Here is a 19,349-nt window from a genome sequence, read left to right on the forward strand (position 1 = left end):
CTAAACCAAGACTGCCGAGCGGGCGCCGACAGCAGGTTGGCCAATCGGGTCTGCGCTCATGTGAATCGACTCCAATGTGATTAACAGCGCTTCGACCGTATCCAGCGAGGTAAGGCAGGCGATGCCGTTCTCTACCGCTTCACGCCGGATCCGGAACCCATCCCGTTCCGGTGTACGCCCACGCGTCCAAGTGTTGACTACCAAGTCCGCTTTGCCTTGGCGAATCAAGTCCAGAATGTGTGGGGAGCCCTCTCGCAATTTGTTCACACGCTCAACCGGCAGGCCCGCCGCTTCCAAGATGTCCGCCGTTCCACTGGTGCAGACGATCTTGTATCCCAGCTGATGGAACCGTCTCATGAGCGAAACGGCTTCCTCTTTCTCTTTGTCCCCGATGGTCGCCACCACCGTACCAAAACGGGGCAAGGAGATGCCTGCCGCCAATAGCCCTTTGTACACCGCGCGGGCATAATCGCGATCCCGTCCCATCACTTCGCCGGTTGATTTCATTTCCGGTCCCAGCGTGATATCGACGCGGCGCAACTTCGCGAAGGAGAAGACCGGCACTTTCACCGCCACTTCCTTGCTTTCCGGCCACAAGCCGTTGGCATACCCCTGCTCTTGGAGTGACTCGCCCAACATGATCCGGGTAGCCACTTGCGCCATCGGGATGCCGGTCACTTTGCTCAAGAACGGCACAGTCCGAGAAGCGCGCGGATTCACTTCCAGCACATAGATGTCGCCTTTGAAGAGGACAAACTGGATATTGATCAATCCTTTGGTATGCAATGATTTGGCGATTTGCGTCGTGATCTCGATCACCCGCGCCTTTTGTTCCGGTGTGATGGATTGCGGTGGGTAGACAGCAATCGAGTCGCCAGAGTGTACCCCGGCCCGTTCAATATGTTCCATAATGCCCGGGATCAGCACGTCTTCACCATCGCAGATGGCGTCCACTTCCAACTCTTTACCGAGCAAGTACCGGTCGATCAGTACCGGATGTTCCGGATTGACCTGTACCGCCACTTCCATATAAGAGCGCAGTTCGCTTTCGCTGTAGACAATCTCCATCGCGCGTCCACCCAAGACATAGGATGGGCGCACGAGCACAGGATAGCCAAGGCGGGTTGCCACTTGGGCCGCTTCTTCGACAGAAGTAACTGCCGCGCCCGGCGGTTGAGCGATTTGGGTATCGTTCAGCAGCTTTTCAAATTTCTTGCGGTCTTCGGCTCGGTCGATCTCTTCCAAGGAGGTTCCCAATATCTTAATGCCTTCTTCCCGCAGATCACGCGCCAGATTGAGAGCAGTTTGCCCCCCAAATTGCACGATCACGCCAAGGGGATTTTCTTTTTCGATGATGTTGAGCACATCTTCTTTGTAAAGCGGTTCAAAGTACAGGCGATCCGAAGTGTTGAAGTCAGTCGATACCGTCTCCGGGTTATTGTTGATAATCACCGCTTCATATCCCGCAGCCCGGATGGCCCAGATCGCATGCACAGTAGCATAATCGAACTCCACCCCTTGCCCGATGCGGATCGGTCCGGAGCCCAGCACGACGATGCTCTTTTTCTCAGATTTACGCACTTCATCTTCTTGTTCATAAGTGGAGTAGTAGTAAGGGGTTTCCGCTTCAAACTCGGCTGCACACGTGTCCACGATTTTGTATACTGGCTGTAGGCCATGCGTCAAACGCAAGGTGCGGATCTCTTTCTCAGATTGGTTGCGCAGGCGGCCGATGGTTTTATCCGTGAAGCCCATGCGTTTGGCCGCATGGAGCAGATCCACATCCAAAACCTCTGCTACGGCCACTTGCTGCTCCAGTTTGACGATCCGTTCCAGTTTGTGCAAGAAGAAGCGGTCGATTTTGCTGAGTTGATGCGCCTCCTCCAACGTGTGCCCTCTGCGGAACCATTCTCCCAAGAGGAAGAGGCGTTCATCATCGGCCACGCGAATCCGCTCGCGCAAGGTGGCATCGTCAAGTTGCCCTGCGTCTGGCAACGCGATGTGATCCAAACCGATTTCCAGCGACCGAACCGCTTTTAACAACGATTCCTCCAAGGTGCGCCCGATCGCCATCACTTCGCCCGTTGCCTTCATCTGCGTACCCAACTTGCGGTTGGCCGATACGAATTTATCAAACGGCCAGCGCGGGATTTTGCTCACCACATAATCCAAGGTCGGCTCAAAGCAAGCGTAGGTCTCACCGGTCACCGGATTTTTCAGTTCATCCAAGGTATAACCGATGGCGATTTTGGCTGCGATCCGCGCAATCGGGTAACCCGTCGCTTTCGATGCCAGCGCGGAGGAGCGGCTCACGCGCGGGTTCACTTCGATCACATAGTACTGGAAGGAGTGCGGATCAAGTGCAAACTGCACGTTGCATCCCCCTTGAATATTCAGAGAGCGAATAATCTTGAGCGCAGACGTGCGCAACATGTGGTATTCGCGGTCGGACAAGGTTTGGCTTGGCGCAAACACAATGCTATCTCCCGTATGCACACCGACCGGATCGAAGTTTTCCATGTTACAGACGACGATGCAGTTATCATTGGCATCCCGCATCACTTCATATTCGATCTCTTTATACCCAGCGATGCTTTTCTCGATCAGGCATTGGCTGATTGGGCTGTAGCGTAAGCCGTTATCGACGATCTCCCGCAATTCCGCTTCGGTGTGGGCGATCCCGCCACCGGTTCCGCCAAGGGTGTATGCGGGGCGCACGATCACGGGGTAACCCGTTTCTTCGGCGAAGTTCACCGCTTCTTCAACAGATTGGACAATCACGCTTTCTGGCACTGGCTCATTTAATTCATTCATCAAACTGCGGAACAAGTCGCGATCTTCGGCATTGGTGATGGCTCGGAGGTCAGTCCCCAACAGGCGTACACCTTCTCGTTCCAGCACCCCTTGCTTCGCCAATTCGACCGCCAGGTTAAGTCCCGTTTGCCCGCCCAACGTCGGCAACAAGCCGTCTGGCCGCTCCTTGCGAATCACTTGCGTAATGAACTCAGCGGTGAGCGGTTCAATATACACCCGATCAGCCATGTTGGTGTCAGTCATGATCGTGGCTGGATTGCTATTTACCAGAACCACTTCCAGCCCTTCTTCTTTTAACGCTTGGCATGCTTGCGTACCGGCATAGTCAAACTCGGCCGCCTGCCCGATAACAATCGGCCCAGAACCGATGACGAGAATTTTCTTCAGTGTTGGATCTTTAGGCATGGACTCCCTCTCCCTTCCGCGCGGCGAACGTATCCATCATTTCGACAAATCGGTCAAACAAGTATCCGGAATCAAGCGGACCGGGCGCCGATTCGGGGTGGTACTGCACTGAGAAAGCCGGATGCGACTGGTGCACCAACCCTTCCACGGTACCATCGTTCAAGGCGATATGGCTGATTTCCAACCCGGTGCCCTTCAATGACTCCGGATTGACGGCATACCCATGGTTTTGCGAGGTGATGACTGTGCGGCCCGTCGCCAATTCTTTGACCGGATGATTGCCACCGCGATGGCCGAACTTCATTTTTACCGTATCCGCTCCACAGGCCAAGGCGAACAGCTGATGCCCCAAACAGATGCCGAACATTGGCACTTTCCCCAACAGTTTGCCGATCATGGTGATCGCTTCTGGCACATCTTTGGGGTCTCCAGGGCCATTGGAAAGCATGATCCCGTCGGGGCGGAAGCGGAGAATCTCTTCTGCTGGCGTGTTGTACGGCACGGAGATCACTTCACAACCCCGTTCTACCAACTCGCGTTGGATATTGTGCTTGGCTCCGAAGTCAACCAACACCACGCGTTTGCCATAGCTTGGCGCAATGTGGATGCTCTTGGTGCTCACGCGGGCGACCTGATCGCGCATCAGCGGTGTGCCCATCTGCTCCATCAGCGCTTCAATCGTCTCATCCCCGGTAGTGATAATGCCCTTCATCACTCCGCTCTGGCGCAACTTGCGCGTCAGCATGCGCGTGTCAATGCCAGCGATCCCGATGATGCCATATTCCTTTAAAAAGGTGGAAAGCGGCATTTCATTGCGCCAATTGCTGGCATACTCGGCGATTTCCCGCACTACCAAACCATGGGCGTACGGGCGGAGCGATTCATTATCATCCCGGGAAATCCCGTAATTGCCGATCAAAGGATAGGTCATTGTGATGATCTGCCCACAATAAGAGGGGTCGGTCAATATCTCCTGATATCCGGTCATGCTGGTGTTGAAAACAACTTCTCCCAGGGAGTTCCCTTCAGCGCCGAACGAAGTGCCGGTAAATAATGTTCCATCTTCCAAAAGCAATCTTGCTTTCATCATTTCATCTCCTCCTTGTCATGCCAGCGCAAGCTCAGATCTCCCGCCAAGTGATTTCACCCTCGAGCAGGGTCAAAACCGGCCATCCTTTTACCTTCCAACCGGCGAAGGGTGTGTTTCGGCCCAGTGACTTAAATGTGGTTGGGTCGATCTCCCGTTCCGCTTCCAGATCGATCACCGTTACATCCGCCGGTTTGCCGACAGCCAATTCCCCATACGGCAAACCGAAGATCTCAGCCGGTTTCCGCGTCATTTTGTCCACCAGCTCCGCCAGGGTTAACACCCCTTTTTGCACCAAGTGGGTGTACAGGAGAGGGAAAGCCGTCTCCAAGCCGACGATACCGAACGGCGCTTTCTCCATGTCCCACGCTTTCTCTTCACTGGTGTGGGGCGCATGGTCGGTGGCAATGATGTCGATCGTGCCATCCTTCAAGCCTTCAATCAGGGCCTGCCGGTCTTGCTTGGATCTGAGCGGCGGATTCATCTTCCACATCGCATTGGGTTCCGGTATATCTTCGTCACACAGCAGCAAGTGATGAGGCGTCACTTCTGCCGTCACTTTTTGCCCACGCTGTTTCGCTTCCCGTACCAAGCGTACGGATTGCTCAGCGCTGATGTGGCACACATGGTAGTGAACTCCGATGTCTTCCGCCAACAAGATGTCACGTCCGACATGGATCGCCTCCGCTTCGGAAGGGATACCTTTCAAACCGTGCTTGGCAGCAAATACCCCCTGATGGACTGAGCCTCCTTTGGCCAACGTGTCGTCTTCGCAATGAGCGACCACCGGCAACCCCAGACTGTGAGCGCGGCGCATCGCTTCTTTCATCATGCGGCTGCTTTGCACCCCAACTCCGTCATCCGTAACCGCAAACACACCAGCTTCTTTCAATCCTTCCATGTCTGTCAACTCTTGGCCCAGTTCTCGCACGGTGATCGCACCGTAGACGAGCACTCGCGCCAATCCAGCCTCTTGGGCACGGCTTAACACTTGCCGCACCGTCTCCGGCGAATCGATCACTGGCCGGGTGTTCGGCATGCAGGCCACCGTGGTGAAACCGCCTTTGGCCGCGGCCGCGCTACCCGTCGCAATCGTTTCCTTCTTCTCAAACCCGGGTTCACGAAAGTGAACGTGCATGTCGATCAATCCCGGAACGACCAATTTGCCGGCAACATCGATCACTTCCGCTTCAGGATCGCTCACATTCTCTGCTATCGTTTGAATCAAGCCGTTGTCAATCAGGATATCGCGTTTATTTATCGTTCCCGTCTGCAGGTCGAGCAAACATCCGTTTTTGATGATCCGTTTCATGCTTTCTCCCCCTCCAGTGCGTGTTCCAGTACCGCCATGCGAATCCACACACCGTTCGATTTCTGTTCAAAAATTTTCGACCGCGGATGTTCAACCACTTCATCGGCCACTTCTACGCCTCGGTTAAACGGGCCCGGATGCATGATGATTGCTTCGGGCTTCATCAAGCGAAGACGCTGAAGTGTCAATCCATATCGTTCATGGTAGTCCTGCTTGGATGTGAACAACTTTTCTTGATGCCGTTCCAGTTGCACCCTTAGCATCATGACCACATCCGCCGTCTGCAACGCATCTTCAAACGGCACATAGGGAGCTTCCCGTTCACAGTCACGGTCGCGCATCGCTTGCGGACCGCTCAAGATCACATGGGCGCCGAACCGCTTCAAACTCCACATGTTGGAGTGCACTACACGGCTGTGGGCGATGTCCCCCACAATCGCCACCGTCTTGCCGGACAAGTCGCCAAAATGTTTGAGCATCGTGTACAAATCCAACAGCGCTTGGGTGGGATGGGCCCAATGACCCGCCCCAGCATTTAGGATTTTGCAACCTACTTCTTGCCTTGCCAGAGCTTTCATTTGCTCCGGATCAGAGTGCCGAATAACGGCCACTTCCACCCCAAGGCTTGCTAAGGTTTTGACGGTATCATACAGGGATTCTCCCTTGGCGGTGCTAGAAACGTCAGGGGTGAAGTTTACCACTTCCATTCCCAGCTTTTTCTCAGCCACTTCAAAAGAAAACCGTGTGCGGGTGCTGGGCTCAAAGAACAAATTAGCTGCGAACCGGCCGCGGTATGGCCCCATGCCCGGACGCCAATTTTCTTCCCAATACCGGGCGCGGGCCAAAATGGCTTTCAACTCATTCAGGGTGAGCTGGCTCGTATCCAGCAAATGTTCCCGTTTCCACTCCTGCGTCATCAACGCCATCTGATCTCCCTCTTTCTGTCAATGTGGCGGGTAGCAAACGCCCCCAACTTGTAGTTACACATTTAAGCTACTTCCGCTTCTTGCGCACCCGCTTGCCTTTGTTGCCGCGGCAAGATTGCATTGAGCACAATCCCTACCACTGTCGCGAGCGCCATTCCTTCCAACTCCAAATGGATGTCGGCAAAGCGCAGAACCGCACCGCCAATGCCGATCACCAGTACGACTGCTGCGATGACCAGATTGCGCCGTTCTCCCAGGTCGATCCGGTGTTCAATCAGCATGCGCAAGCCCGCTGAGGCGATGATGCCGAACAAGAGGATCGATACACCACCCATAACCGGGGTGGGGATGGTTTGGATGAGCGCGGACAATTTCCCAATGAAGGCAAAGCTCATAGCCAGCACCGCTGCGCCCCCGATCACCCAGACACTGAACACGCGAGTGATCGCCATAACACCGATATTTTCCCCATAAGTCGTGGAGGGAGGGCCACCAATCAAAGCCGCCGCACTCACCGCAATGCCATCACCCAACAGGGAGCGGTGCAATCCGGGATCGCGAGTCAAGTCCCGATCCATGATGTTCCCTGTTACAATCAGGTGCCCGATATGTTCGGCCAGCACCACCAGCGTAACCGGCAGCATCACCAACACCGCATGCCAGGATACAACCGGCTTGGTGAATGCGGGTACCGCAAACCATGCCGCTTCTTTCACAGGCGTAAAGTCGACCATGCCCGCCGCGATGGCGATCAGGTATCCCCCGACCACCCCGGCCAAGATGGGGATGATATTGAGGAATCCCCTGCCAAACATACTGGTAACAATGGCGATGGCCAAAGTAGCCAAAGCCACCAAAAAGTTCTCCAGCGAGTAGGTGTGAACCGTCACCGTACCCTGCTCCGGGTCGACAGTTTTGATTGTGCCTTGAATGTTCTGCCATTCTTGCGCCGTTTGCGGCATGTTTTGAATCACATCTTTTTGGCTAGCCATATCAACCGCGGTGCCAGCGAGGGCTAGTCCGATCACGATAACCACCGAACCGATCACCACCGGTGGCAACAGGTGGTCAAGCCACTTGATACCAAACTTGTAGACGACCAGCGCGACCACCCCGTACATAATTCCGATCGCAAAACAGCCGAACAACGCTTCCCCCATGTTCTTGCCACCTTGCGAGACCGTCAGGATGGGAACGATGAAAGCAAATGAAGAACCGAGATAAGCCGGTATTTTCCCTCTGGTCACAATCATGTAGGCAAGCGTCCCCACTCCGCTCGTAAAGAGGGCGACTGCCGGGTTCATCCCAGTCAACAGCGGAACCAACACCGTTGCTCCAAACATGGCAAACAAATGTTGAAAGCTGAGCATGATCCATTCATACCATGCGGGACGTTCATGCACATCCATTCGTATTGTCTTGTCTTTCATCTCACTCCACTCCTTTTCCAGTTCCATAAAAAAAGCGCCTCTTTCGCCCGCATGGCAAAGAGACGCAGCATACCTGTAATGACAGCGCAATTCCGCGTTCCCTTTGCCGGCCTCACGGGACCGAATTAAAAGGGACTTACTTATCGATTTGTAATGCTTACCCGATCTTCTCCTTGATCCACTTCACTTAAGCAGACAGATACCAACTCCGTGCGGGAAGTCGGCACGTTTTTGCCGACGTAATCGGGACGGATCGGCAGCTCACGATGTCCGCGATCGACCAGCACCGCCAACTGGATCATCTGCGGCCGGCCCCGGTCGATCAAGGCATCCATCGCCGCCCGCACGGTGCGCCCCGTGTAGAGTACATCATCCACTAAAATCACTTTTTTGCCAGTGATGTCCGGCACATCCGTCTCTTTCACTTGAGGATGCTCATGCTTTTCAGTAAGATCATCCCGGTACAAGGTGATGTCCAATTCACCGATCGGCATCGTTTTTCCTTCGATGTGGTGAATCCGTTCCGCCAAACGCTGGGCGAGATACGCTCCTCTAGTCTTGATGCCGACCAAGATGCAATGGTCAATGCCCTTGTTGCGTTCCAAGATCTCATGGGCAATCCGGGTTAGCGCCCTGCGGATCGCCGCTTCATCCAGAATCACTTTTTCTTTTTCCAAACCGGTTTCCCCCTCTTTCATCTGATCTTACAGGGCACAAAAAAAGCTTCTTGGCCATCGCTGGACAAGAAGCACTGGAAGACATACTGCACCCATATTAAACCGTGCCCTTGCCAGCCTCTCTGGACTGGATTTAAAGGTTCCCTTCGCTTAGATGTATTATGCATCAGTTGGAAGCGGTTGTCAACAGAAAATGGTTCTATTTCATCTTTAATGTACGAATTAAATTTTCCATATCCGCTGGAAGTTCTGCTTCGATGCGAATCCGTTCACCTGTCCGAGGATGGGTGAAACCGATCACCTTGGCGTGTAGTGCCTGCCCCGTAATCGGATGACTGTTCTTTTTCGGTCCATATACGGGGTCGCCGATAAGCGGATAACCGATGTACTTCATATGGACACGAATCTGATGCGTTCTCCCCGTTTCCAGGCGGCACTCCACTAATGAAGCATTTTTCAGCCGTTCCAGCACAGTGAAATGCGTGACGGCGTGCTTGCTGTTTTTATGAATGACCGTCATCCGCTGGCGATGGTTAGGATCACGTCCCAACGGGGCGTCTACGGTGCCATGCTCATGCGGGATCACCCCGTGCACCACAGCGACATACACCCGTTCAACGGAGTGTTCCTTCAACTGTTCCACCAAGGACTGATGAGCCAAATCTGTTTTAGCCACCATCAACAGACCAGAGGTGTCTTTATCGATCCGATGGACGATGCCTGGGCGAGCCACCCCGCCAATGCCGGACAGCTCTCCCTTGCAATGGGCCAACAATGCGTTGACCAGTGTCCCCGTCTCGTTTCCAGCTCCAGGATGAACCACCATGCCGCGCGGCTTGTTGACCACAATCACATCTTGATCCTCATAACGGATATCCAGCGGGATCGCTTCCGCGGCCACCTCCAATTCCGCGATGGGCGGTTCATCGAACACAACCTGATCGCCCTGCTTCAAACGGTAATTGCTTTTCTTCACTTGCCCGTTTACTCGGACAAGCCCGTCGCGGATCCAATCTTGCACCCGCGCCCGAGACCACTCCTCATGAAAAGACGGCAGGAACTTATCCAGCCGCTCTCCTTCATATTCCTCTGTAACTTCCCACTCGTGGCGCTCCACGATGTCCATTGTTTCTGCCATTTAAGAGTCCCTCGCTTCAGACAACGATTCATTCGGTTCAACCGTGGGGCTGATCAAAGTGAGGATGATCAACACGATCACACCGACCACAATCGCTGAATCGGCAACATTAAATATAGGAAATTGATAAGAGCCGAATTGGAAATGCAAAAAGTCGACCACTTCCCCACTCCGCAACCGGTCGATCAAGTTGCCGATCGCTCCTCCCAATATCAAGGAAAACGAGAAGGACATGATTGGACGCTCATGTTTCAGTTGCCATAAATAATACAGCACAAAACCGATCACGATAAAAGTGATGATGATAAATAACCACTGCTTGTTCTGCAAAATCCCAAACGCCGCTCCACGATTGCGGTGCGAGGTGATGTAAAAAAAGCCTTGGAGCACCGGAATCGATTCATACAAGCTCATATGGTGAACCACTAACCACTTTGTCCATTGGTCCAAAATCAAAATGCCGAGTGAGGTAAAAAAATATCTCAACTGTCTTCCTCCTGTCTCCCACAGTCGAACAGTTTCCTTTTTCCATCTGATTGTAGCACAGGGCAATCTGTCCGAACAAGTTGAGACACCCTTTTAACCGATAAAGTCTTGGTCTGGGTCACGAAGGGTCTCTTCGCGATCTTTTTGGCGGTATGCCTGGTTGTGAGTAATCTCGGTGATTTCGGCTGAATTCCCATCCATATCAGTAATCGCAAAGCCTTCGACCAAGTCGATATACCCGCGCTGTTCATTGTGGTCGACTGTCAATTCATTGTAACTGCGGGCTTCTGCAAAAAAATCCGGCGGATTCGACGTCCCATACTGTTCCACTTCCTGCCAAGCATCTTCACCGTCATAAAAATTGTAGTCACTTTCGTCGTGATGGTGATGTCCTGGTTGCACCACCTGTTCTTCAACCGGACGTTTGGCAGAGATGTGGGGATGTGGACGGTGTTCAACACAATATTCAGCTGTCGGCATGGCTTCCAGTCGTTCAAACGGAATTTCTTGACCACATTGTTTGCAAATTCCGTACGTGCCCTGTTCCATCCGGTTGAGGGCTTCTTCAATCTCTTGCAGATGACGTTCATCCGCTTCATTCAAAGCCAAATCCTTGCCACGCTCAAACATCTCCGTTCCCAAATCGGCGGGATGGTTATCGTAGCCAGACAATTCTCCAACTGAGGCGTTCATCCCCGTTGCCGTGCCATAGTTGTCATTATGCGCCATCCGCTCTTCGATTTCTTGCTTTTCTTGTAGCAATTGTTGCCGCAATAGGCCCAACTGTTGCCCGTTCATATTCATGCCTCCCATCAAGTCAATTTGCTTACTGTTTATGCTGTCCCGAGTCGGTTCGATTTCCTCTGGAAATGGGAGGATGGAAAGAGAAAATGAAGCGGGTGAGCAACAATCACCATCACGACCATTTATGCTCAATAGGTATTAGATTATTTCCAATTAACTTTATTTTAATTACACCCTTCCCAAAATACTTTATTGCTGTTATGCTTTTAGGCAATGAAGCGAAAGGGTGGACAAACATGGGCAATCAATTAAAAAAACAACTGCTGCCCCGACACGTACAAATGATGGCATTAGGTGGTGCCATCGGTACAGGCATCTTTCAAGGCAGTTCGGAAACCATCTCCGCCGCCGGCCCCGGGGTTATCATCGCTTATCTTGCTGCCGGAGGCCTCCTCTTCATCGTCATGAGCGCCTTGGCTGAAATGGGGATGGCTATTCCAGGCGTCGATTTGCGTGGATTTATTCACCGTGCATTTGGTTACCGGACATCCTTTATCGTCGGTTGGCTTTACTTTTTTCTCTGGATCATCGTGATGGCGCTGGAAATCGTTGCAGCCGGCACCTTTTTGCATTATTGGTTTTCCAATGTTCCCGTTTGGGCGCTCAGCTTGTTTTCCGCACTCTTTGTCATTTTCATCAATTTGTTTAGCGTGCGCTTATACGGAGAAATCGAGTTTTGGCTTACAGGGATCAAAGTGGTCACGCTGGTTGTCTTCATTTTGTTGAGTGCCGCGTTGATCTTGGGCCTCATCCCTGTTGCCGATCCACCATCGGCAAGTAACCTGACAGCTCACGGCGGATTCATTCCACTCGGCTGGATGGGTGTGATTTCGTCGTTATTGATCGTAATCTTTTCCTATGGTGGCACCGAACTGGTCGGGCTCTCCATCACCGAAATGAAAGACGCCGACCACACCCTTCCCAAAGTGATGCAAGGCGTCATCTATCGCATTTGCCTCTTTTACGCCTTGCCAATCTTGTTGATCACCATGCTGGTTCCATGGGATCAAGTAGGCTCACAAGCCAGTCCGTTTGTGCAAGTGCTCTCTGCGGTAGGACTTAAAGGCGTAGCCCATGTGATGAACTTCATCATGTTGACTGCTGTTATCTCCGCAGCCAACTCGGGCATGTACGCGACCTCGCGCATGATCTATTCGTTGGCGAGGGATGGGGAAGCCCCAGCGCTGTTTACCCGAACCAGTCAGACAGGGGTGCCCGTATTCGGGCTGATGATCAGTGGCGTCGGCCTTTTGTTGGGCGCTGTCGCGGCCTTCATCGCCAAAGACTCTGTCTTTCAATATCTGATGGGCATTCCTGGGCTGACAGTCTTGCTCATTTGGATCTTGATCTGCCTAGCCCAACTCAAGTTACGACCCACATATGACGGACAATTGAAATACCGGGTTGCATTCTTCCCTTATTTGACTGGGCTGACGGTGCTGATTTTGCTCGTCATCTTCGGCTTCATTCTGGCTGATCCGAAAAATCTGGTCAACAATGCCGTCTACCTCAGCGTGGTGGTTGTGCTGACGCTGGCCTCCTTGTTTATTAGGCCAAAAGCGGCATCGCAAACGGTCCGCTCATAACAAAAGCAAAAACGCATCCCCGCCGTGGGGGTGCGTTTTTTTGATTGCTTCTGCATCGCCGGGGCTTACCCTTCTGGCTGCTTCTTCACGCCTTTACAACCTATCCTGCCTTTAACAAGCGCCGATGCCAAATAAAAAAGACCCCATGTTCTAATGGGGTCTTTCATTTGTTGACAATATCCTGCTTAGCCCATTCTCATGCTCCCAGCATGCGTAAGGCCAGCATATTTTATTCGGCAGTCACATCAGGATAATGCTCACGCACAATGTCCACACAACGACTGCACAACTCCGGATGGTCAGCGTGTGTGCCGACAGACGGCAGGATCATGCGGCAACGGTCGCATTTCTCCCCTTCAGCCACTTCTACTTCAACGTGCAATTTCGCTTCCTTGCTTACATCCGCCGAAGCTGGCTTCAACTCCACTTGCGATACGATGAAGAGTTGATCCAATTCTTCAGATTCAGCCAGCAGGGTGGCCACTTCCTCATTCGGGGTTAACACCACTTTGGCCCCCAGCGAGTTGCCGATCAATTTCGCGGCCCGTGCTTCTTCCAACGCCTTTAACACCACATCGCGCAACTCAAGCAAGCGATCCCACTTGACCTCCAACGCTTCATCTGCATACGCAGGATTGCTGACTGGGAAATCGGCCAATTGCACACTGATCTCTGTCACGCCTGGCACGTGTTTCCACACTTCATCAGCAGTGTGCGGGATGATCGGTGCCACCATCGTCACCAAAGCTTGCAACATGTCATAAAGCACGGTTTGCGCGGAACGGCGCACTGGGGCATCATCTGGCAATACGTACAGGCGGTCTTTCAATACATCCAGATAAAACTGGCTCAAGAACACATTGCAGAAGGTGTGCAAGTCCACATATACCTGATGGAAGTCATACTCGTCATACCCTTTGGTCACCCGGTCGATCAACCGTTGCAACTTCGCCAAGGCAAAGCGGTCCAGCTCGGTCAATTGCTCATATGGCAGACGGTCTGTAGCTGGATCAAAGCCATGCAAATTCCCCAGCAAGAAACGGAAGGTGTTGCGGAGTTTGCGATACACTTCAGCGATTTGCTTCAGAATGGCATCCGACAGACGCTGATCCGATTGATAATCGCTAGAAGCAACCCACAAGCGCAGAATATCGGCCCCATACATATTGATCACTTTGGCAGGTTCGATGGTGTTGCCCAATGACTTGGACATCTTGCGCCCTTCACCATCCATCGTAAACCCATGGCTGAGCACTTGCTTATAAGGAGCCTGCCCTTTGGTCGCTACCGCGGTGGACAAGGAAGAGTTGAACCATCCACGATATTGGTCGGAACCTTCCAAGTACAGATCAGCAGGCCAACTCAGATCTTCACGACCCTCCAACACCGCCTTATGGCTGGAACCTGAATCGAACCACACATCCATCGTGTCGGTTTCTTTGCGGAACTCCGTACCGTGGCAAGCCCGGCAGGATTGTCCTTCCGGCATCAATTCATGCACATCTTTGGCATACCAAGCGGACGAGCCTTCGCGTGCAAACAGGTCGGAAATAAATTCAATCGTCTCTTCTGTGATATGGGGCTCGCCACATTTCTCACAGTAGAAGATCGGCAATGGCACTCCCCAGATCCGTTGCCGGGAAATACACCAGTCTCCCCGGTCCGCGATCATGTTGTGAATGCGCAATTCACCCCAGGCCGGCGTCCATTTCACTTTTTTGATCTCATCGAGCATCGCCTGACGGAACCCATCAACCGAAGCGAACCATTGCTCTGTTGCCCGGAAGATGACCGGCTTTTTGGTGCGCCAATCATGTGGATACTGATGCGTGATGAATTGCAGCTTCAACAGGTAGCCACGTTCCGCCAATTTCTCCGTGATCGGCTTGTTGGCGTCATCATAAAACAGCCCTTCAAATCCGGGTGCTTGCGCCGTCAGCCGACCCTTGTCGTCTACAGGGCACAGCACTTCCAAATTGTATTTTTGGCCAACGCGGAAGTCCTCTTCACCGTGTCCAGGAGCCGTATGCACACAACCGGTTCCCGCATCCACCGTCACATGGTCACCAAACACAATCGGGCTTTCCCGATCATACAAAGGATGCTGGCATACCACACCGGCCAAATCGCTTCCCTTGTATTGTGCAACCGTCTTATACTCTGTCAGCTCCGCCACTTTCATCACTTCTTCAACCAAGGCAGTAGCCATCAAGAGTTTGCGGCCATCGGTTTCAACCAAACTATACTCCAATTCTTCATTTAGGCAGATCGCCACGTTGGCCGGAATCGTCCAAGGCGTCGTCGTCCAGATCACCACATAGGTGTCGTCCACAGGCAACACACCATTACCTTGTTTCACCGGGAACATCACATAGATGGAGGCAGAACGCTTATCATGGTACTCAATCTCAGCTTCCGCCAACGCGGTTTCCGAAGTGGGGGACCAATAGATCGACTTCATGCCGCGATAGATGTGACCCTGCTTAACCATCTCACCAAATACGCGAATTTGCGCCGCTTCATATTCAGGCAACAGGGTGATGTACGGATTGTCCCAATCTCCCCGGACTCCCAATCTCTTGAACTGACTTTTTTGCTTCTCGACAAAGGAAAGCGCGTACTCCTTGCATTTCTCACGGAACTCCACCGGATCCACACTGCGACGATCCACTTTTTTCTTGGTCACCACCGCATGTTCAATCGGCAATCCGTGGGTGTCCCATCCGGGAACATAGGGGGCATAATACCCTTTCATCGACTTGTAACGAATGATAAAATCTTTCAGCGTTTTGTTCAAAGCATGCCCGATATGGATGTCGCCGTTGGCATATGGGGGGCCGTCATGCAGAATAAAGCTAGGATTTCCCTTCCGCTTATCAAGCACTTGTTGGTAGATGTTCACTTCTTCCCACCATTTTTGCATTTCTGGCTCCTTGTTCGGGAGGTTTCCCCGCATCGGAAATTCAGTTTTCGGTAGATTGACTGTTTTGCTGTAGTCTGCCATAGAACATGACTCCTTTTATTCTGTTTTCGTTTCTCTCTCTGGACAACGACTTGCGCCATTCATTGGAATATCCCAGGTTCAGATCGGTTCTGACAATAAAAAAAACCTTCTTCATCCTCAAGGGACGAGAAGGTTTCCCGCGGTACCACCCTACTAGCTTTATGTCCTGGCTCAACAGACAACAAAGCCACTTGCACATCCGTAACGTGAATGACGCGGTCGACCTTACTCCAAGGTTCAGGTGACAGTTCCAGGGTGATTTTCGATAGATACTCGGATTAGGCTTTCACCACCCCTAATTCGCTGGAACGCGAGCACATCTATCTACTCTTCCCTTTCCTTACCGTTGGACTCTATTTATTTGAGTAATTTCATCGAACGGTGGCAGGTTAAGCCAGTTAAAACATCGCTTTTTTCTTTAATGTACGGGATTTTCTGCTGCGCAACTCCCGGCGCGGCTCTTCCTCTTCATCCATATAGGTGGCTGCCACTTCATCCAACATGCTGTTGTCAATCACGCTGGTATCTTCCATGTTATGGAATTCATTGGTGTGATACTCTTGCGTTGCGTGGAAGTCCTGACCTGTATGGAAATCCTGTTGACCTGTATGGAAGTCCTGACCTGTATGGAAATCATTGTTGTCAAATTCTTGCGTTGCATACTCTTGGTACCCATGGGATGGTTGCTCCAACAGAAGCTCCGTTGGTTGGCTCTCGGCATACTGCTCGATTTGCTTCCCTTTCTCTTCCAAACCTTGCTCCAATTCCTCCAAGGATTCCCAATCGGAGTTTTCCAAGATATCCAAATGGGATTGCACCAAGGTGCGGAAACGGGCGCGGTATACTGTCGCTTTCTGTTTGAGATCAAGCAATTCGCTGTGAATGGCGCGGGCTTTTTGCAACGCCTCGTTGATGATACGGTCTGCGTTTTTCTCCGCTTCTTGCACGATCAACTCGGCTTCTTTTTTGGCGTTCAAGCGCACTTCTTCCGCCACTTCTTGTGCCACGCGAATCGACTTGTGAATGCTTTGCTCCATGGAAGCCAGTGTTGCCGCAGGTGGTTGCATCGGCATCGGCTCCGAATAACGGGGCATCGGTGCTTGCGTCGGTTGCGGTTGCATCTGTTGCATTTGTTGCACCTGCTGCACCGGTTGTGGTTGCGGACCCGTTTGGAACATGGATTCGCCTTCCATCAAGCGTTCGATCTCCGCTTGCAACTCTTCCACTTGCTGTTCCAACTCCAGCTTCTCGCGGGTCAGCAATTCAAAATCTTTGATAATCTGATCAAGAAATTCGTTTACTTCATCTACATCATATCCACGGAACGATCTTTTAAACTCTTTATTGTGTATATCATAAGGCGTTAGCGGCATCATCCGCACCTCCTGGACAAATACAATCTTTTCTATTCGACAATATTACCAAATATCCCGCCGAAATTCTATAAGCGACTTTCAAAAAAGACTTGACATTCATGCGAATTCCACCAAGTCTAACCAAATGCGCCCTTTTTTGGTATTGCCGCCAATACTTTCGACATATAACCGTCCGAATCCTCTAAGTGAAAGCAGATCCCCTTGCGCAACCGTAAAGTCAGGCTGATCTACAATCTTATAATTGGCTTTGCACTTTCCACTTTTTATGAGTTGCGCCACCTTTGACCTGGAGATCCGAAACCCTTCGGCAAGCACCGCATCGATGCGCAGGGAAGCAACTGTAACCGCGTGCACCCTCTTCTTTTGCGAGGGATGAGCCAGTTCATCGCGAGCAATCGTTCTTATGTTAACATGCTCGCGACCGATTTGTCCAACTTGCATCAGGAGCAATCCCTCCAGTTCAGAAGCGGCAACCAGGTCGCATCCGGTGTCATGAGGAAGGATGTCCCCCAGCTTTTCCCGCTTGATGCCTAGCCCGAGAAGCGCCCCCAATACATCGGGGTGTTCCAATTTCTTTCCACTATTTGCTTCTATGCGCAAGTACGTGAGCCCAAACATCTCAGGGTCTTCCACAACGTAGTCGGGTGCGATAAACACACGGCGGCGCTCCGCATCCGCATGCCCGCCATCCGACCATACATTCAGGTCGGGTTGGCGCCGCACCACCATGTTGACAATGTCCCGCTCGCGAGGATCGAGGAAATTGGTCAACACCGTTTGGTGCTGATGCGCCACTTTCCACGCCCAATCAAGTGCACGTTCAACCACGATCCGCTCCTCTGGGCGGAAGTGCATGAACAATGTTTCCTTCTCTCGTCTCACTTTATCAGATCACCCAACTGATGATGGTCATGACGCCCAATCGGATGAAATGGAGGGCGAATAACGCCACAATCGGCGAGATGTCAATAAAACCGATCGGCGGGATGAATCGGCGAAAGACTGACAAGTACGGTTCTGACAAGCGCGCAAGCAATTGTCCGACGGGGGATTCATACACCTGCGGCAACCATGACGCAAGGATGTAAATAATCAGCACAAATTGGTAGATGGTAAATAACGTGTCAACCACTTGATAAATCAACATGAGCTTTCTGTTCACCTCAAATCTTTTAGCTCATCATCTTTCAGGAAATCGGTGATCGAGCCCGTGATATCCACGTTGGCCGGGGTGCAAATAAAAATGTTGTTGCCCAACTTTTGAATATTGCCCCCTAAAGCATATACTGTTCCGCTCAAAAAGTCGATGATGCGCACGCCTTGATCACGACGGACGAGTTGGAGATTGACAACAACCGGACGATGGCTTTTCAGGTGATCTGCGATTTCGGGAGATTCTTCATAGCTACGGGGTTCAAACAAGACGAGGCGGATGTTTTTTTGCGTGTGCAAGGATACGATATTGCTCCTCCCTTTTAGATGACGGCTTGTCCCATCTTCATGTTCAAGCTCATCATCATCGTATGAATCGTCGTCTTCGCTCACACCGAAAAAGCCCATGATCTTCTCCATGAAAGTCATTGATTTCGCCTCCTTCAAAGGCTACCGTCCCCGTTTGCCTCCTCCAACTAACACAGATCCAAGCCGGACCCATGTGGCCCCTTCTTCAATCGCGATCTCAAAATCTTGAGACATGCCCATGGACAAATGAGGCACACGTAAACGGGGCTGGTCTAACCGTTGTAATTGTTTTTGCAACCGCTTCAGTTCGCGGAAGATGGGCCGTACTTCCTCCGGATTTTCGACGATGGGCGCCATGGTCATCAGTCCGGCCACCTCAATCGTAGAATAATTCGCCACTTCTTTCGCAAATTCTTCTAATTCTTTCGGGGAAATTCCAAATTTGCTTTCTTCACCCGACACATTCACCTGCAAAAAACAGGACAAAGGCTCAGCTTCTTTTTGACGCACCCGGCGGTCAATCTCCTGCGCCAGGGAAATCCGATCCAGTGAATGCAGGTATTGGAACCGGCCGATGATCTCTTTTACTTTGTTGCGTTGCATGTGTCCGATGAAGTGCCAAGTGCCACGGTCGCCGAGCACTTTCCATTTGGGAACAGCGTCCTGTACCTTATTCTCCCCGACATGGGTTAGGCCTAAGTCAAGCAAGCGGGCGGTATCCTCCACATCGCTGTATTTGGTGACAGCCACCACCCCGATTTCGCGCGGATCCCGGTTAGCCCGCCGGCAAGCTGCTTGAATACGCTCTTGCACCTTTTCCCAATGTTTACCAAATTCGTTCAT

General features: G+C 52.0%; 16 protein-coding genes and 1 other annotated feature. Of the genes, 1 reads left to right on the forward strand and 15 read right to left on the reverse strand.

Translation table 11 applies throughout. The annotated features are described in order from the left end of the window. The 9 genes from carB to EDC32_RS11345 form a co-directional block, all read right to left on the reverse strand. Window positions 1-3,219 (reverse strand): carbamoyl-phosphate synthase large subunit, encoded by a 3,219-nt coding sequence (gene carB / locus EDC32_RS11305; protein ID WP_054096005.1) that lies wholly within the window; start codon window positions 3,217-3,219, stop codon window positions 1-3. Then, window positions 3,212-4,306: a glutamine-hydrolyzing carbamoyl-phosphate synthase small subunit gene (carA, locus tag EDC32_RS11310; RefSeq protein ID WP_054096034.1), complete on the reverse strand. Its 1,095-nt coding sequence runs from the start codon at window positions 4,304-4,306 to the stop codon at window positions 3,212-3,214. The genes carB and carA overlap by 8 nt, the downstream gene beginning before the upstream one ends. 34 nt (window positions 4,307-4,340) lie before the next feature. Continuing rightward, entirely contained in the window at window positions 4,341-5,618 is a 1,278-nt protein-coding gene (locus EDC32_RS11315; RefSeq protein WP_132222303.1) for a dihydroorotase, read from the reverse strand. Then, a complete protein-coding gene (locus tag EDC32_RS11320) occupies window positions 5,615-6,544 on the reverse strand; it encodes an aspartate carbamoyltransferase catalytic subunit (RefSeq protein WP_132222305.1) in 930 nt (309 codons plus the stop codon). Before EDC32_RS11320 ends, EDC32_RS11315 begins: the two co-directional genes overlap by 4 nt. Before the next feature lie 62 nt (window positions 6,545-6,606). Next, complete coding sequence (gene uraA, locus EDC32_RS11325; RefSeq protein ID WP_132222307.1) at window positions 6,607-7,974, reverse strand: uracil permease; 1,368 nt, start codon at window positions 7,972-7,974, stop codon at window positions 6,607-6,609. A 140-nt stretch (window positions 7,975-8,114) separates the two neighbouring features. Beyond that, window positions 8,115-8,672 carry a bifunctional pyr operon transcriptional regulator/uracil phosphoribosyltransferase PyrR gene (gene pyrR / locus EDC32_RS11330; RefSeq protein ID WP_375163150.1) on the reverse strand — a complete coding sequence of 186 codons (558 nt, stop codon included), beginning with the start codon at window positions 8,670-8,672 and terminating at the stop codon, window positions 8,115-8,117. Window positions 8,673-8,850: 178 nt separating this feature from the next. Continuing rightward, window positions 8,851-9,789, reverse strand: coding sequence for an RluA family pseudouridine synthase (locus EDC32_RS11335; RefSeq protein WP_246026933.1), 939 nt, complete (start codon window positions 9,787-9,789; stop codon window positions 8,851-8,853). Next, window positions 9,790-10,275: a signal peptidase II gene (gene lspA, locus EDC32_RS11340; RefSeq protein WP_022736437.1), complete on the reverse strand. Its 486-nt coding sequence runs from the start codon at window positions 10,273-10,275 to the stop codon at window positions 9,790-9,792. It abuts the gene before it with no gap. A 93-nt stretch (window positions 10,276-10,368) separates the two neighbouring features. Further along, a complete protein-coding gene (locus EDC32_RS11345) occupies window positions 10,369-11,073 on the reverse strand; it encodes a TraR/DksA C4-type zinc finger protein (RefSeq protein WP_158283346.1) in 705 nt (234 codons plus the stop codon). A 242-nt stretch (window positions 11,074-11,315) separates the two neighbouring features. Here EDC32_RS11345 and EDC32_RS11350 point away from each other — a divergent pair, with 242 nt between their 5' ends. Then, window positions 11,316-12,665 carry an amino acid permease gene (locus tag EDC32_RS11350; RefSeq protein WP_132222313.1) on the forward strand — a complete coding sequence of 450 codons (1,350 nt, stop codon included), beginning with the start codon at window positions 11,316-11,318 and terminating at the stop codon, window positions 12,663-12,665. A 229-nt stretch (window positions 12,666-12,894) separates the two neighbouring features. Here the strand turns inward: EDC32_RS11350 and ileS are convergent, their stop codons facing one another. The 6 genes from ileS to EDC32_RS11385 all read right to left on the reverse strand — a co-directional run bounded on the left by ileS (window position 12,895) and on the right by EDC32_RS11385 (window position 19,349). Further along, window positions 12,895-15,669, reverse strand: coding sequence for an isoleucine--tRNA ligase (gene ileS, locus EDC32_RS11355; protein ID WP_132222315.1), 2,775 nt, complete (start codon window positions 15,667-15,669; stop codon window positions 12,895-12,897). A gap of 117 nt (window positions 15,670-15,786) precedes the next feature. Continuing rightward, window positions 15,787-16,019, reverse strand: a binding site (T-box leader). Window positions 16,020-16,067: 48 nt separating this feature from the next. Next, window positions 16,068-17,042 (reverse strand): DivIVA domain-containing protein, encoded by a 975-nt coding sequence (locus EDC32_RS11360; RefSeq protein ID WP_375163203.1) that lies wholly within the window; start codon window positions 17,040-17,042, stop codon window positions 16,068-16,070. A 99-nt stretch (window positions 17,043-17,141) separates the two neighbouring features. Beyond that, window positions 17,142-17,927 (reverse strand): YlmH family RNA-binding protein, encoded by a 786-nt coding sequence (locus tag EDC32_RS11370; RefSeq protein WP_132222317.1) that lies wholly within the window; start codon window positions 17,925-17,927, stop codon window positions 17,142-17,144. A gap of 4 nt (window positions 17,928-17,931) precedes the next feature. Further along, a complete protein-coding gene (locus tag EDC32_RS11375) occupies window positions 17,932-18,192 on the reverse strand; it encodes a YggT family protein (protein WP_022736443.1) in 261 nt (86 codons plus the stop codon). A gap of 11 nt (window positions 18,193-18,203) precedes the next feature. Continuing rightward, window positions 18,204-18,626, reverse strand: a complete 423-nt coding sequence (locus EDC32_RS11380) for a cell division protein SepF (RefSeq protein ID WP_132222319.1) — start codon at window positions 18,624-18,626, stop codon at window positions 18,204-18,206. 21 nt (window positions 18,627-18,647) lie between these two features. Next, the gene (locus EDC32_RS11385) at window positions 18,648-19,349 is read right to left on the reverse strand and encodes a YggS family pyridoxal phosphate-dependent enzyme (protein ID WP_132222321.1); all 702 of its coding nucleotides are present in this window, start codon (window positions 19,347-19,349) and stop codon (window positions 18,648-18,650) included.

It is taken from the genome of Laceyella sacchari, from assembly GCF_004343255.1.
In the GTDB taxonomy this organism is placed as follows: domain Bacteria; phylum Bacillota; class Bacilli; order Thermoactinomycetales; family Thermoactinomycetaceae; genus Laceyella; species Laceyella sacchari.